Raw genomic sequence first — 14143 nt, forward strand, 5'->3', positions numbered from 1 at the left:
AGAGGACCTCCTGGTGTTCAACTCCCTGTCGGACCGGCTCACCGCGACCTTCAAGAACCTGCGCGGCAAGGGACGTCTCTCCGAGGCGGACATCGACGCGACCGTGCGGGAGATCCGCCGCGCGCTGCTCGACGCCGACGTCGCCGTGCCCGTCGTGCGCGAGTTCACCGCCGCGGTGCGCGAGCGCGCGCTGTCCGCGGAGGTCTCGGGGGCGCTCAATCCCGCGCAGCAGGTCGTCAAGATCGTCAACGACGAGCTCGTCACGATCCTCGGCGGCCAGACCCGGGCGTTGCAGCTCGCGAAGACCCCTCCGACGGTCATCATGCTCGCCGGCCTGCAGGGTGCCGGCAAGACGACCCTGGCGGGCAAGCTCGCCCTCGCCCTGAAGGACCAGGGGCACACCCCGCTCCTGGTCGCCGCGGACCTGCAGCGCCCCAATGCCGTGACCCAGCTGTCGGTGGTGGCGCAGCGTGCCGGCGTGCCGGTGTTCGCCCCGCACCCGGGGAACACCTCGGACCACGACATGGCCGACGGTGCCCTCGTGGGCGACCCCGTGGGCGTGGCGCGCGACGGCGTCGCCGAGGCGCGCTCGAAGCAGCACGACGTCGTCATCGTGGACACGGCGGGACGCCTGGGCGTCGACCAGGTCCTCATGCAGCAGGCTGCCGACATCCGGTCGGCGATCACGCCGGACGAGGTCCTGTTCGTCATCGACGCGATGATCGGCCAGGACGCGGTCACCACCGCCCAGGCCTTCGCCGAGGGCGTCGACTTCACCGGCGTCGTGCTGTCCAAGCTCGACGGCGACGCGCGAGGTGGTGCCGCGCTGTCGGTCGCCCAGGTCACCGGGCGGCCGATCATGTTCGCCTCGACCGGCGAGAAGCTCACCGAGTTCGAGGTCTTCCACCCGGACCGCATGGCGTCCCGGATCCTCGACATGGGCGACGTCCTCACGCTCATCGAGCAGGCCGAGAAGGCGTTCGACGCCGACGAGGCCGAGAAGATGGCGGCGAAGGTCGCCCAGGGCGAGGACTTCACGCTCAGCGACTTCCTGGTGCAGATGCAGCAGATGAAGAAGCTCGGCTCGATGAAGAAGATGCTCGGCATGATGCCCGGCATGGCTGACATGCGTGAGCAGCTCGAGAACTTCGACGAGCGTGAGGTCGACCGGGTCCAGGCGCTCATCCAGTCGATGACGCCGGCCGAGCGGGACAACCCGAAGATCATCAACGGGTCACGGCGGGCTCGGATCGCTCGTGGTGCGGGGCAGACCACCGCCGCGGTCAACGGGCTGCTCGACCGGTTCGCCCAGGCCCAGAAGATGATGCGCCAGATGTCGAAGGGCGGCGGGATGCCAGGGATGCCCGGTGGCATGCCGGGGATGCCGGGGATGCCTGGCGGCGGCAAGAAGTCGCGCGGCAAGCAGCAGCCGAAGAAGAAGGTCAAGGGCAAGTCGGGCAACCCCGCCAAGCGGGCGCAGCAGGAACGCGAGGCCATGCAGCGAGCGCTGGGCGGCGGGGCGAAGAAGCCGGCCCCGGCCGGCTCGGCCTTCGGCGTCTCGGGCACGGGCGAGGACCAGCAGGCCGCTGCGGACCTCGAGAACCTCCAGCTGCCGGGGGATCTCGGCAAGCTGCTCGGTGGAGGACGCTGACGCCCCGGTAGGCTGCCGACATGTCGGTGCCGCACGTTCCACTGCACGTCACGGGTCACATCCTTCTCGACGGCAACCGCGAGGTCGGCGAGATGTGGGTCCGCGACGGCCGGCTCAGCCTGCTGCGCCCCACGCCCCAGGGCAGCCCGGCCACGGAGATCGAGGGCTGGGTGCTCCCGGGCCTGGTCGACGTCCACTGCCACATCGGCCTGGACGCCGGCGGCGCGGTCGACGAGGGCACCGCCGTCAAGCAGGCGATCGCCGACCGCGACACCGGCGTGCTGCTGGTCCGTGACGCCGGCTCCCCGCTCGACACCTCCTGGGTGGCGCAGCGTCCCGACCTGCCGCGTCTCGTCCGGTCGGGGGCCCACCTGGCCCGCCCCAAGCGCTACCTGCGTCATTACGGGCTCGAGCTCGACGACGTCGCCGACCTGCCCCGTGCCGTGCGCGAGCAGGCTCGTGCCGGAGACGGCTGGGTCAAGCTCGTCGGCGACTGGATCGACCGGGACCTGGGCCCCGACGGCGACCTGCGTCCGCTGTGGCCGGTCGACGTGCTCACCGAGGCGGTCGAGGCCGCGCACGCCGAGGCGGCTCGGGTCACCGTGCACGCGTTCTCCACCGAGGTGATCGACGACCTGCTCACCGCCGGGGTGGACGGCATCGAGCACGGCACGGGCATCACGCCCGACGTCATGCCGGAGATCGCTCAGCGGGGCATCCACGTCACACCGACGCTGCTGCAGGTGGCACAGTTCGCCGCCATCGCGCAGCAGGCCGACGGCAAGTACCCCGTCTACGCCGCGCGCATGCGGCGCCTGCACGAACGCCGGTACGAGCAGGTCCGGGCGATGTACGACGCCGGGATCCCGCTCCTGGTCGGGACGGACGCGGGCGGCACGATCGACCACGGCCGGATCGTCGAGGAGTGCTCCGAGCTGGTCGCGGCAGGCATCCCCGACGCCGAGGTCGTGGCGATGGCCACCTGGCAGGCCCGGGCGTATCTCGGCCACGGGGCGATGGTCGAGGGCTCCAGCGCGGACTTCGTCGTGTACCCGGCCGATCCCCGTGAGGACGTCGAGGTCCTGCGCCACCCGACCGCCGTCGTCCTGCGCGGGCGCGTCGTGGCCCCGTGATGCAGGCGCCCGGCGTCGTGCGGTGGGGGTGTGACCGAACCGAGGTTGGGGTGGTCGCCCGCGTCTGGCACAATAGCGGGGTACTCGGCGTGCCCAGGCCCCTCTCACCTGCGCAGGCCCAGTCCTGACCCGTCCCACCCGCAGGACCCCACCCGCGCGGTGATCCGGGTCGCACCCACAGAACCAGGAGAGTCCACACCAGTGGCCGTCAAGATTCGTCTGAAGCGCCTCGGCAAGATCCGGGCACCGTACTACCGCGTCGTCGTCGCCGACTCGCGCACCAAGCGTGATGGTCGGGTGATCGAGGAGATCGGCAAGTACCACCCGACCGAGGAGCCGTCGCTCATCGAGATCAGCTCGGAGCGTGCCCAGTACTGGCTCGGTGTCGGCGCCCAGCCGACCGAGCAGGTCGCCGCCCTGCTGCGGGTCACGGGCGACTGGCAGAAGTTCAAGGGCCTGCCGGGTGCCGAGGGCACCCTGCGGACCAAGCAGACGGCGGGCGACAGCACCGCCGCCGTCGAGGCCGTCCACGCCGAGGCCGAGAAGGCCAAGGCGAAGGCTGCCGAGGCGAAGTCCGCCGCGAAGACCGAGCAGTCCGACGAGGCCGAGGCCGAGGCCTGATGCTCGCGGACGCTCTCGAGCACCTCGTGCGCGGCATCGTGGACAACCCGGACGACGTCCAGGTCACGCCGCGCACGCAGCGCCGGGGTGACCTGCTCGAGGTCCGGGTGCATCCCGACGACCTCGGGCGGGTGATCGGCCGCGGTGGCCGGACGGCGAAGGCGCTCCGCACCGTCGTCGGCGCGCTGGCGACCGACGGCCCGGTGCGGGTCGACGTCGTGGACGTCGACCGACGCTGAGCACCGAGAGCGACGAGCAGCACCGACGAGGCCCGGTCCCGCCACGGGACCGGGCCTCGTCGTGCTCACCGGGCACGTGGCCCGGGACAGGTGGTGACGGGCTGTGACGAGATCGGCCGGTCCGGATGACGAGGAGTAGACATGGAGCTGGTGGTGGCTCGCATCGGCAAGGCCCACGGCCTGCGGGGCGAGGTGGCTCTCGACGTGCGCACGGACACGCCCGAGGAGCGGTTCGCGACCGGGGCGGTCCTGGCGACGGTACCGGCCGAGGCCGGACCGCTGACGATCGTCGGGACCCGAGTGCACCAGGGTCGCTGGCTCGTCGCGTTCGCCGAGTCCACGGACCGCACGGCGGCTGAGGCCCTGCGGGGCGTCGAGCTGGTGGTCGAGGCCGGCGACTCCGGGGACGAGGACGCCTGGTACCCGCACGAGCTCGCCGGGCTGCGCGTCGAGCTCACCGACGGCACCGTCGTGGGCGAGGTCGTCGGCCTCGAGCACCTGCCCGCCCATGACGCCCTCGTGGTGCGCGAGTCCGGCGGCGAGCGGACGCTCGTGCCGTTCGTGCACGCGATCGTGCCGGTGGTCGACGTGGCCGGCGGCCGTGTCGAGCTGACGCCGCCCGGTGGGCTGCTGGCCCGCGACGCCGAGGCCCTCGTCGTCGACCGGGCCGAGCCCGAGCGCGACGAGCCCTTCGGCAGGAACGAGGAATGACGTGCGGATCGACGTCGTCACGATCTTCCCGGACTATCTCGCCGCGCTGGACCTGTCGCTCGTCGGCAAGGCACGGCGTGCCGGGCTCCTCGACCTGCGCGTCCACGACCTGCGTGAGTGGACCACCGACCGCCACCGCACGGTCGACGACACGCCGTTCGGCGGCGGAGCGGGCATGGTCATGCGACCGGACGTCTGGGGGCGGGCGCTCGACGACCTGATGCTCGAGACCTCAGCGCCCACCGTGCCGGCCGCCGGTGATGACGTGGCGCGTGGCGCGCACCTCGTCGTGCCGACGCCGGCGGGCGAGGTCTTCACGCAGCGGCGGGCTGAGGAGCTGGCGACCGAGGAGCACCTCGTGCTCGCCTGCGGGCGCTACGAGGGCATCGACGCCCGCGTGGCGGAGCACTACCGTTCCGCCGGGCACCGGGTCAGCGAGCTCTCGATCGGCGACTACGTGCTCAACGGCGGTGAGGTCGCGGCTCTCGTCATGGTCGAGGCCGTCGGGCGGCTGCTGCCCGGAGTCGTCGGCAACCCGCACTCGCTGGTCGAGGAGTCGCACGGCGCGGCCGGGCTCCTCGAGTACCCCGTCTACACCAAGCCACCCCGGTGGGAGGACCGCGAGGTGCCGGAGGTCCTCCTCTCGGGTCACCACGCCCGCATCGAGCGCTGGCGCCGGGACCAGGCGCTCGAGCGGACCGCCGCCCGCCGCCCGGACATGGTGGCGGCCCTGGACCCGGAGCTGCTCGACCGTCACGACCGTGAGGTCCTCGCGGGGCTCGGCTGGCAGGTCGTGGGCGGCGCTGCGGACGGTCCCGACGGCCGCCGGTCTTCTGCCCGCCTGGAGCGTGTGGCAGAATAGTGCGTCGGTGTGCCGCAGCCCGGACTCTGCCACAGGGGAGACCATCGGGCCGAGGACGGTGCACCACCTTCGACAAAGACTTCGGCCCGCCTCGTGCGGGCCCAGAGCTTGCTCTGACCTGTGGCAGGGCGGGGAGACAACCATGAAGACGCTCGACTTCGTCGACGCGGCAGGAATGCGCGACGACATCCCGGACTTCCGTGCCGGCGACACCGTCAAGGTCAACGTCAAGGTCGTCGAGGGCAACCGCTCTCGTGTCCAGGCCTTCCAGGGCGTGGTCATCGCCCGCCGGAACAGCGGCGTGGGCTCGACCTTCACCGTCCGCAAGATCAGCTTCGGCGTCGGCGTGGAGCGCACCTTCCCGGTGCACGCCCCGACCATCGAGTCGGTCGAGGTCGTCACCCGTGGTGACGTCCGCCGCGCCAAGCTCTACTACCTGCGCGCGCTGCGCGGCAAGAAGGCGAAGATCCGCGAGAAGCGCCAGACCCCGGCCAAGTGAGCCGCGGCGGGAGTCCTTCCCGCCGACCACCGCCACGGGCGGCCTCTCCGGCTGGAGAGGCCGCCCGTCGGCGTTTCGCGGCCGGGTCGTGCGTCTGGCAGGGTGTGGACGTGGCAGACTCCGACCCTGTGACATCCGCAGAGCGCCGACCCCAGCCCGAGGGCATACCGGACCCCGACGCCGTCGAGGGACCGTCGGTCGACGTGACACGGTCGGGGACGGTGCCCGCCCACGCCGCCGAGCGGCCCGCCCGCACCGGCGGCGGCCGCGGTCTGCTGCGCGAGACGGCGATCATCGTGATCAGCGCCCTGGTGCTCTCGTGGCTGATCAAGACGTTCCTGGTCCAGGCGTTCTACATCCCGAGCTCGTCGATGGAGGAGACGCTCCAGGTCGGCGACCGGGTGATGGTCTCCCGGCTCGTGCCGGACGCGCTCGACGTGCACCGCGGGGACATCGTGGTGTTCAAGGACCCGGGCGGCTGGCTGCCGCCGTACGAGGCGCCCGATCGCGGTCCGGTCGGCAACACCCTGCGGGACGCCGCCACGTTCGTCGGGCTGCTGCCGCAGGACTCGGGGGAGCATCTCATCAAGCGGGTGGTCGGCACACCGGGAGACACGGTCGTGTGCTGCGACGCGGAGGGCCTCGTCAGCGTCAACGGGGTGGCGATCGACGAGACGTACATCGCTCCGGCGTCCGTGCCCAGCCAGACCGAGTTCGAGAACGTCGTGCCGGAGGGCATGCTGTTCGTCATGGGCGACAACCGGCAGAACTCGCAGGACTCGCGCTACAACACCGGCAAGCCCGGTGGTGGGTTCGTCCCGATGGACAACGTCGTGGGGTCCGCCTTCGTGATCGTCTGGCCGTTCGGGGACGCTCGGGTGCTGCGCAACCCGGGCGACGTCTTCACCGAGGTCCCGGAGCCGTGAGCGTGCGCAGCACCCGTCGCAGCCCCACGCTGCGGTCCGAGCGTGCACTGCTCGGTGAGGGTGCCCTGCTGGTGGGCGGCATGGACGAGGTGGGCCGCGGAGCACTGGCAGGACCGGTCAGCGTCGGGCTGGTGGTCGTCGACGCGAGCACACGGACGGCTCCCCGTGGGCTGACCGACTCCAAGCTGCTCTCGCCGTCGGCGCGCGAGAGCATGGTGGACCCGCTGCGCCGGTGGGCCGTGGCCTGGGCGGTGGGCCACGCCGGACCGGCGGAGATCGACGCGCACGGCATCGTCGCCGCGCTGCGGCTCGCCGGACGCCGTGCGCTCGCGCAGGTCCGTCGGTCGGCCGGTGACGTCGACGTGGTGCTCCTCGACGGGTCGCACGACTGGCTCAGCCGGCCCGACGCGGACCTCTTCGAGGCGGCTGATCTCGATCCGAGCCGCACGCTCGACGCGCCGGAACCAGATGTGCGGACGCTCGTCAAGGCTGACCTGCAGTGCTCCTCGGTCGCCGCGGCCAGCGTGCTCGCCAAGGTCGAGCGAGACGGGCTGCTGAGACGACTCGCTGCCCAGTACCCCTCGTTCGCCTGGGAGCAGAACAAGGGCTACTCCGCTCCGGCCCACCTCGAGGCTCTCCGGCGCCACGGGCCGACGCCGCAGCACCGTCGGTCGTGGAACCTGCGGGTCCTGGACGAGACCACGACCGGTGCTGCGGTCGCGGCGACCGAGCCGGCTCCCGAGGCCGGGGCGGGACCCACCGTGGTCACCCTCGACGAGGTGAGCATCGGCTCGGGCGTGCCGTTGCGCTCCCGGGTGGGATGATGTCCAGGTGAGCGCCGAGGACCTCGAGAACTACGAGAACGACATGGAGCTCGCGCTGTACCGCGAGTACCGCGACGTCGTCGGGCTCTTCTCCTACGTGGTGGAGACCGAACGTCGCTTCTACCTCGCGAACCAGGTCGATCTGCAGGTCCGCTCGGCTGCCGGTGAGGTCTACTTCGAGCTCCGGCTCGCCGACGCCTGGGTCTGGGACGTCTACCGCTCCGCACGCTTCGTGAAGTCGGTCCGGGTCGTGACGTTCAAGGACGTCAACGTCGAGGAGCTCGCCAAGGCGGACATCGCTCTCTGACCGGGGCTTCGATCGTCGCCGCACGGTGGGGCGGCACCGAGGCCGTCCACAGGTCTTGCGGTTCCACAGGTTGCACTGCGCCGTCGACGGTCTCGTCGAGAGCGCAGCAGGCTGGGTCGCGGAGGTGGTTCCGTGCGGGCCAAGGACGCCGTGGGGCGGTACGGAGAGCAGGTGGCTGCGCGCTACCTGACCGAACGTGGGTACGAGGTTCTCGAGCGCAACTGGCGCGGGACGCGTGGTGAGCTGGACCTCGTGACCCGGCGAGGCGGCACGCTCGTGGTCGTCGAGGTCAAGACGCGGCGCGGGACCGGGTTCGGCCACCCGGCGGAGGCCGTCACGCGGGCCAAGCTCGACCGGATCAGGCGATTGACGGCCGAGTGGCTGCACACCCGCGCGGCCCCGCGGTACGAGGTACGGATCGACGTCGTCGCCGTCATCCTGCCGCGCGCGGGCGCCGCCCAGGTCGAGCACCTGCAGGGAGTCCTCTGATGGGGCTCGGGACCACGGCGTCCGTTGCCCTGAGCGGGATGGACGGCCACGTCGTCGAGGTGCAGGCGCAGCTCGCGGCCTCGGTACCGGGCTTCACGCTGGTGGGCCTGCCCGACGCAGCCCTGGCCGAGTCCCGTGACCGGGTCCGGGCAGCGGTGCTGTCGAGCGGAGTGCCGTGGCCGCAGCGCAAGATCACGGTGAACCTGTCGCCCGCGTCGTTGCGCAAGTCCGGTACCGGGTTCGACCTCGCCGTCGCGGTGGCGGTGCTGGCCGGGGCCGGCGTGGTGCCGCACGGAGGCCTCGAGCGCGTGGTGCACCTCGCCGAGCTCGGCCTCGACGGACGACTGCAACCCGTCCGGGGCGTGCTGCCCGCGGTCGCCGCCGCCGTCGGCGCAGGGTGTCGCGACGTCGTCGTCTCGGCCGCGGACGCGGCCGAGGCGCGTCTCGTGCCCGGCGTGACCGTGCACGAAGCGGCTCACCTCGCTGACGTCGTCCGTCTTCACGGAGGCGACCTGGACAGCGGGCAGGAGACCGTCGCGGTGCCGCGAGCGCGCCCCGCGGTGGTCAGGCGTCCCGAGGGCGACCTGCGGGACGTCGTCGGCCAGAGCGAGGCACGCATGGCGCTCGAGGTGGCCGCCGCCGGCGGGCACCACCTGTTCATGGTGGGACCGCCGGGCGCGGGCAAGACGATGCTGGCGGCCCGTCTCCCAGGGATCCTGCCCGACCTCACCGAGGCCGAGGCCGTGGAGGTGACCGGCGTGCACTCCGTCGCCGGGACCTTCGATCCCGGTGGTGGTCTCCTGCAGAGGCCGCCCTTCGAGGACCCGCACCACACCGCCACCCCGAGCGCGATCGTCGGGGGTGGTACCGGACTGGCACGGCCCGGCGCCGTGTCCCGGGCCCACCGAGGCGTGCTGTTCCTCGACGAGGCACCCGAGTTCGCTCCCCGCGTGCTGCAGACATTGCGCCAGCCGCTCGAGGCGGGCGAGCTCGTCCTGCACCGCACCGGGGGCGCGACGCGCTACCCCGCCCGGTTCCAGCTCGTGCTCGCCGCCAACCCGTGCCCGTGCGGGATGGCGACCACGAACGCCGGCCTCGAGTGCACGTGCACGCCCGTGGCGCGGCGCCGCTACGTGGGCCGGCTGTCCGGACCGCTGCTCGACCGGGTCGACCTCCAGGTGCACCTCGCCGGGCTCACCCGTGCCGAACGGGTTCTCGGCGGGCGCGGCGAGTCCAGCGCGGTCGTCGCCGAACGCGTGCGACAGGCGCGCTCCGTGGCCCGCGAGCGATGGGCGGGCACCGGCTGGAGCACCAACGTCGAGCTTCCCGGTCCGTGGCTGCGCGAGCGGCTCCGCGGACAACCCGGGGTGCTCGCACAGGTCGAGAGGCAGATCGACGTCGGCGACCTGTCGATGCGCGGGGCGGACCGGTTGCTGAGGGTCGCCTGGACCGTCGCGGACCTCGACGGGCGCGAGGTGCCGACGACGACCGACGTCGACACCGCCATGATGTTCCGGACGGGAGAGCGTCGTGCCTGAGCCCCTGTTCGACCTCGAGCCGCCGCGGCCGCCCGCCCGGCTGCGCTTCGACGTCGACGACCCGCGGCTGGCTGCCGCGGCCTGGAGCCGCCTGGCCGAGCCCGGCGACGTCGTGGCCGGAGCCCTGGTCGCGCACCTGGGCGCTACCGGCGCGCTCGCCTGGCTCGTGGATGCCCAGGCCGACCCGGTCCGGGCACTCCGGGGCGAGAATCTCGAGCGTCTCGCGGGAGGGGTGCAGCGGGAGACGCTCCGGCGGCTCGCCGACGCTGTCGGTCGCTGGTCGCAGCGCCTCGCGAGCCTCGACCCACGGCGGGAGCTGCGGGTGCTCGATCGGTACGGCGGCACGCTGCTCACGCCTGGTGACCCCCGGTGGCCGGTGGCGCTGGCGGACCTGGGCGCGGCGGCGCCCTTCGCCCTGTGGGTGCGCGGCGACCCCGACCTGTCCGCCTGGTCGCCGCGGTCGGTCGCGCTGGTCGGTGCGCGTGCGGCGACCTCCTACGGAGAGCGGGTGGCGGAGGACCTCGCGACAGGGCTCGTCGATCGAGGTTTCGCCGTGGTGTCCGGTGGGGCGTACGGCATCGATGCCGCCGCCCACCGCGGCGCGATCGCCGGTGGTGGGACCACCTGTGCCGTGCTGGCCGGTGGTGTCGACCGGTTCTACCCGCAGGGGAACGACGCCCTGCTGCGACGCGTCGTGGACACCGGGGGAGCGGTCGTCAGCGAGGTACCACCCGGGTCGGCACCGTTCCGGCAGCGCTTCCTGTCTCGCAACCGCCTCATCGCCGCGGCCACGGGTGCCACGGTCGTGGTCGAGGCTGCCCGGCGTTCAGGTGCGCTGTCGACGGCGCGGCGTGCCGTCGATCTTCTGCGGCCGGTCGGTGCGGTGCCCGGACCGGTCACGTCGATGGCGTCGGCGGGGTGCCACGGACTGCTCCGGGACGGGGCTGCCGTCTGTGTCGGCGATGCGAGCGAGGTCGCCGAGCTCGCGGGTGCCCTCGGGGCGGACATGGCTCAGCACCGTCCCGCGGAGAGCGCGGCGCGGGTGGACGATCCTCGTGCCGGGCTCGGTCCGGACGAGCTGCTCGTCCTCGACGCCTTGCCGGCGCGGGCTGCGGCGACGGTCGACTCGCTGGCCCGGACGGCGGGTCTGCCTCCGCGACGGGTCGTCGCGGTCCTCGGTGGGCTGGAACGGCTGCGGCTCGCACGCCGGGACGGTGCTCGGTGGCGCGGGGCGGCACGGCCGCGCTGACCCGAGGCGCGAAACGCCGTGCGAGCTGCGCAGTCACGTCGTCGTGACGCGGCACACTGGCGACGATGACGAGCACGGACGTCCCGCCGTTGCCCACCGCGCTCGCCGACGCGGTGGACAGCTTCACGCGGCACCTGGCCGCTCAGCGGGGCCACTCGGCGCACACGCGGCGTGCCTACCGCGCGGACGTGAGCGGCCTGCTGCGGTATGCCGTGCGGCACGGGACGTCCGAGCTGGACGCGATGGATCTCGGTGTGCTGCGAGGCTGGCTCGGCACGCAGGCCGACCGAGGGCTGTCCCGCGCGACGCTGGCGCGCCGGAGCGCAGCGGCGCGGGCCTTTCTGCGGTGGGCGCTGCGCGAGGGCCTCATCGCGGCCGACCCGTCCGTACGGCTCGCCAATCCTCGGACATCCCGCGCCCTGCCGACGGTGCTCTCGACCGAGGCCGCTGCCCGACTGCTCGAGACGGCCCGTCGGCAGGCCGACGAGGCCGAGCCGGGGCAACGACCGTCGGCCCTGCGGGACTGGGCGGCCGCCGAACTGCTCTACGGCTCAGGTGTGCGGGTCGGGGAGCTCGTGGCGTGCGACGTACGCGACGTGGACCCCGGCGAGCGGCTCGTCCGGGTGCTCGGCAAGGGCGGCAAGGAACGGGTGGTGCCGTTCGGGGTGCCTGCGGCGCGTGCCGTGACAGCGTGGCTCACGGACGGGCGGCCCGAGCTGGACCGTGCCGACTCGCCTGCGGCGCTGTTCCTGGGCGACCGGGGCGGTCGCTGGGGACAGCGTCAGGCGCGCGAGTCGGTGCACCGCCTCGCTGCCTCCGCAGGCGTCGACGACATCGCCCCCCACGCCCTGCGCCATTCTGCAGCGACCCACCTGCTGGCGGGGGGGTCGGACCTGCGGTCGGTGCAGGAGGTGCTGGGCCACGCCGACCTCGGGACGACGCAGCGATACACGCACGTCGACGCCGAACGCCTTCAGCAGGTCTTCCGTCAGGCCTTCCCCCGGGCGTGACCGGTCCGCGACCTCCCGGTCACGTGTGGGTCGACGGCAGCAGCACGATCGGTTCGGCGCGGCCGAGCAGCGCGAGCGGATCGAGGTAGACCTCCCCACGGCGTACTCCCCAGTGCAGGCAGCTCGTGGGTGCACAGTGGGTGGCGCCGGTGTCCGTCGTCACCGTTCCCACGACGTCGCCCGCACGGACGGTGTCACCCACGGCCCGCCGGGCGTCGACGGGTTCGAAGGTCGACCGGAGCTCGCCGTGCGAGACGACGACCACCGGCTTGCCGCCGACCTGTCCGGCGAAGGTCACGACGCCGGGAGCTGGAGCGACGACCGGCGACCCCGCTGGAGCGGCGAGGTCGACGCCGCGGTGCCCCGGCAGCCAGGGCTGGGCGGGAGGGTCGAACGGCTCCAGCACCGCCCCCTCGGACGGCGGCTGCCAGCTGCCCGGCTGGTCGCTCGGGGACGCCCGGCCGGTGTCGGTGCCCGGCCCGACGAGCACGAGGACGGTCAGGGCGACGGCGGTGAGCAGGGCGCGGGGCGACGGCCGGTGCGACGCGAGGTTGCTGGCGGGGGAGGGCATGCCCCGAGGCTGGCAGGATCGTCGCCTGCGGCGTCGTGCCCCAGAACATCTGTGGACGGCGCAGGTCGGTGGGTGCCTCTCGCGTGAGCCGTGACACGTACACGACCGGTCCGGGCGATGTGCCCCGTCGGGTAGACTTGCCGCTGCGACCAGTGCTGTCCACGCGCCGTCCTGCCCTCGACCTCGTGTCGGGTGCCGGCACGACGCAGGCGGTGGTCGACATCGCGCGCCACGCACGTGCCTGTCCGGCTCCTCGGGGTCGGTGAGGCACGGCCGAGCCAGCAGCGGTCCGTTCGTCCTCCCGAGGTCGACGGTGCCGGCCCGGCGTGACGCCAGGGGTGCCGGGCCAGATGCCCGTCGCCGACAACCGAAGCGCAGCGACCGCCCCTGCACGGGACGGTCGCCTGATGCGCGCGGCCACCGGGAGGATCCCGGGCCCGCGCGGCGAAAGGACCAGTCATGGCCGTCGTGACCATGCGTCAGCTCCTCGAGAGCGGTGTCCACTTCGGGCACCAGACCCGTCGTTGGAACCCGAAGATGAAGCGGTTCATCTTCACGGAGCGCAACGGCATCTACATCGTCGACCTCCAGCAGTCGCTGTCGTACATCGACCGCGCCTACGAGTTCGTCAAGGAGACCGTCGCCCACGGCGGCACGATCCTGTTCGTCGGTACGAAGAAGCAGGCGCAGGAGCCGGTCGCCGAGCAGGCCGCTCGCGTCGGCATGCCGTACGTCAACCACCGCTGGCTCGGTGGCATGCTCACCAACTTCACCACCGTCCACAAGCGGCTCCAGCGGCTCAAGGAGCTCGAGGAGATCGACTTCGACGACGTCGCCTCCTCGTCGCTGACGAAGAAGGAGCTGCTCGTCCTGCGTCGCGAGAAGGACAAGCTCGCCCGCACGCTCGGCGGTATCCGTGACATGGCCAAGACGCCGTCCGCCGTGTGGATCGTGGACACCAACAAGGAGCACCTCGCCGTCGACGAGGCGCGCAAGCTGGGTATCCCGATCGTGGCGATCCTCGACACGAACTGCGACCCCGACATGGTCGACTACGCCATCCCGGGCAACGACGACGCGATCCGTTCCGTCACGCTGCTCACCCGGGTGGTCGCCGACGCCGCCGCCGAGGGCCTGATGCAGCGAGCCTCCGGCAAGAAGGGCGAGGCCGCCGAGGCCGAGGCCGAGCCGCTGGCGGAGTGGGAGCGCGAGCTCCTGGCCGGTGCCGAGGCGGAGAAGACCGAGAGCGCCGACGCGGTCGAGGCTCCCGCCGAGGAGAAGGCCGACGAGAAGCCCGCCGAGGCCCCCGCCGAGGAGAAGGCCGAGGAGAAGGCTGACGAGAAGCCGGTCGAGGCTCCCGCCGAGGAGAAGGCCGACGAGAAGCCGGCCGAGGCCGCCGAGAAGTCCGAGTGATCTGTGGCGGGGCGGGCGTGGGCCCCCCCCCCCCCCCCCCCCCCCCCCCCCCCCCCCCCCCCCCCCCCGGGCCCCCCCACCACAGACCAAAACCCCCCCC

Annotated in this window: 16 protein-coding genes; 15 read left to right on the plus strand and 1 reads right to left on the minus strand. The window is 72.8% G+C overall.

Translation table 11 applies throughout. The features are described 5' to 3' along the window. The first annotated feature begins 13 nt into the window (after positions 1-13). The 14 genes from ffh to PZC42_RS19235 all read left to right on the plus strand — a co-directional run bounded on the left by ffh (position 14) and on the right by PZC42_RS19235 (position 12059). Positions 14-1651, plus strand: a complete 1638-nt coding sequence (gene ffh / locus PZC42_RS19170) for a signal recognition particle protein (protein ID WP_277213432.1) — start codon at positions 14-16, stop codon at positions 1649-1651. 20 nt (positions 1652-1671) lie between these two features. After that, positions 1672-2784, plus strand: a complete 1113-nt coding sequence (locus PZC42_RS19175; protein WP_277213433.1) for an amidohydrolase family protein — start codon at positions 1672-1674, stop codon at positions 2782-2784. A 201-nt stretch (positions 2785-2985) separates the two neighbouring features. After that, positions 2986-3405, plus strand: a complete 420-nt coding sequence (gene rpsP / locus PZC42_RS19180) for a 30S ribosomal protein S16 (protein ID WP_277213436.1) — start codon at positions 2986-2988, stop codon at positions 3403-3405. After that, positions 3405-3644: an RNA-binding protein gene (locus PZC42_RS19185; RefSeq protein WP_277213437.1), complete on the plus strand. Its 240-nt coding sequence runs from the start codon at positions 3405-3407 to the stop codon at positions 3642-3644. The genes rpsP and PZC42_RS19185 overlap by 1 nt, the downstream gene beginning before the upstream one ends. Positions 3645-3785: 141 nt before the next feature. Continuing rightward, positions 3786-4355, plus strand: coding sequence for a ribosome maturation factor RimM (rimM, locus tag PZC42_RS19190; RefSeq protein WP_277213438.1), 570 nt, complete (start codon positions 3786-3788; stop codon positions 4353-4355). A 1-nt stretch (position 4356) separates the two neighbouring features. Continuing rightward, positions 4357-5217, plus strand: a complete 861-nt coding sequence (gene trmD / locus PZC42_RS19195) for a tRNA (guanosine(37)-N1)-methyltransferase TrmD (protein ID WP_277213439.1) — start codon at positions 4357-4359, stop codon at positions 5215-5217. Positions 5218-5359: 142 nt separating this feature from the next. After that, positions 5360-5716: a 50S ribosomal protein L19 gene (rplS, locus tag PZC42_RS19200; protein ID WP_277213441.1), complete on the plus strand. Its 357-nt coding sequence runs from the start codon at positions 5360-5362 to the stop codon at positions 5714-5716. Between the two features lie 128 nt (positions 5717-5844). Further along, the gene (lepB, locus tag PZC42_RS19205) at positions 5845-6642 is read left to right on the plus strand and encodes a signal peptidase I (RefSeq protein WP_277213443.1); all 798 of its coding nucleotides are present in this window, start codon (positions 5845-5847) and stop codon (positions 6640-6642) included. Beyond that, on the plus strand, positions 6639-7466 hold the full coding sequence (rnhB, locus tag PZC42_RS19210; RefSeq protein WP_308199848.1) for a ribonuclease HII: 828 nt from the start codon (positions 6639-6641) through the stop codon (positions 7464-7466). Before lepB ends, rnhB begins: the two co-directional genes overlap by 4 nt. 7 nt (positions 7467-7473) lie before the next feature. Beyond that, the gene (locus PZC42_RS19215) at positions 7474-7773 is read left to right on the plus strand and encodes a DUF2469 domain-containing protein (RefSeq protein WP_106268126.1); all 300 of its coding nucleotides are present in this window, start codon (positions 7474-7476) and stop codon (positions 7771-7773) included. Between the two features lie 132 nt (positions 7774-7905). Further along, entirely contained in the window at positions 7906-8262 is a 357-nt protein-coding gene (locus PZC42_RS19220; RefSeq protein WP_277213447.1) for a YraN family protein, read from the plus strand. Next, positions 8262-9800, plus strand: a complete 1539-nt coding sequence (locus tag PZC42_RS19225) for a YifB family Mg chelatase-like AAA ATPase (RefSeq protein ID WP_277213449.1) — start codon at positions 8262-8264, stop codon at positions 9798-9800. The genes PZC42_RS19220 and PZC42_RS19225 overlap by 1 nt, the downstream gene beginning before the upstream one ends. Next, positions 9793-11049 carry a DNA-processing protein DprA gene (dprA, locus tag PZC42_RS19230; protein WP_277213451.1) on the plus strand — a complete coding sequence of 419 codons (1257 nt, stop codon included), beginning with the start codon at positions 9793-9795 and terminating at the stop codon, positions 11047-11049. Before PZC42_RS19225 ends, dprA begins: the two co-directional genes overlap by 8 nt. A gap of 65 nt (positions 11050-11114) precedes the next feature. After that, positions 11115-12059, plus strand: coding sequence for a tyrosine recombinase XerC (locus tag PZC42_RS19235; protein ID WP_277213453.1), 945 nt, complete (start codon positions 11115-11117; stop codon positions 12057-12059). Between the two features lie 19 nt (positions 12060-12078). Here the strand turns inward: PZC42_RS19235 and PZC42_RS19240 are convergent, their stop codons facing one another. Further along, complete coding sequence (locus PZC42_RS19240; RefSeq protein WP_277213454.1) at positions 12079-12630, minus strand: murein hydrolase activator EnvC family protein; 552 nt, start codon at positions 12628-12630, stop codon at positions 12079-12081. A 459-nt stretch (positions 12631-13089) separates the two neighbouring features. Between PZC42_RS19240 and rpsB the strand changes: the two genes are divergently transcribed. Next, positions 13090-14043, plus strand: coding sequence for a 30S ribosomal protein S2 (rpsB, locus tag PZC42_RS19245; protein WP_277213456.1), 954 nt, complete (start codon positions 13090-13092; stop codon positions 14041-14043). Positions 14044-14143: the final 100 nt, after the last annotated feature.

The organism is Isoptericola croceus (assembly GCF_029382255.1).
Taxonomy (GTDB): Bacteria; Actinomycetota; Actinomycetes; order Actinomycetales; family Cellulomonadaceae; genus Isoptericola; species Isoptericola croceus.

Excerpts from the sequence above, each read along its gene's own strand:
- PZC42_RS19175 (WP_277213433.1), top strand. The coding sequence starts at position 1,672 with ATGTCGGTGCCGCACGTTCCACTGCACGTCACGGGTCACATCCTTCTC.
- PZC42_RS19185 (WP_277213437.1), top strand. The coding sequence starts at position 3,405 with ATGCTCGCGGACGCTCTCGAGCACCTCGTGCGCGGCATCGTGGACAAC.
- rimM (WP_277213438.1), top strand. The coding sequence starts at position 3,786 with ATGGAGCTGGTGGTGGCTCGCATCGGCAAGGCCCACGGCCTGCGGGGC.
- rplS (WP_277213441.1), top strand. The coding sequence starts at position 5,360 with ATGAAGACGCTCGACTTCGTCGACGCGGCAGGAATGCGCGACGACATC.
- PZC42_RS19225 (WP_277213449.1), top strand. The coding sequence starts at position 8,262 with ATGGGGCTCGGGACCACGGCGTCCGTTGCCCTGAGCGGGATGGACGGC.
- PZC42_RS19235 (WP_277213453.1), top strand. The coding sequence starts at position 11,115 with ATGACGAGCACGGACGTCCCGCCGTTGCCCACCGCGCTCGCCGACGCG.
- PZC42_RS19240 (WP_277213454.1), bottom strand. The coding sequence starts at position 12,630 with ATGCCCTCCCCCGCCAGCAACCTCGCGTCGCACCGGCCGTCGCCCCGC.
- rpsB (WP_277213456.1), top strand. The coding sequence starts at position 13,090 with ATGGCCGTCGTGACCATGCGTCAGCTCCTCGAGAGCGGTGTCCACTTC.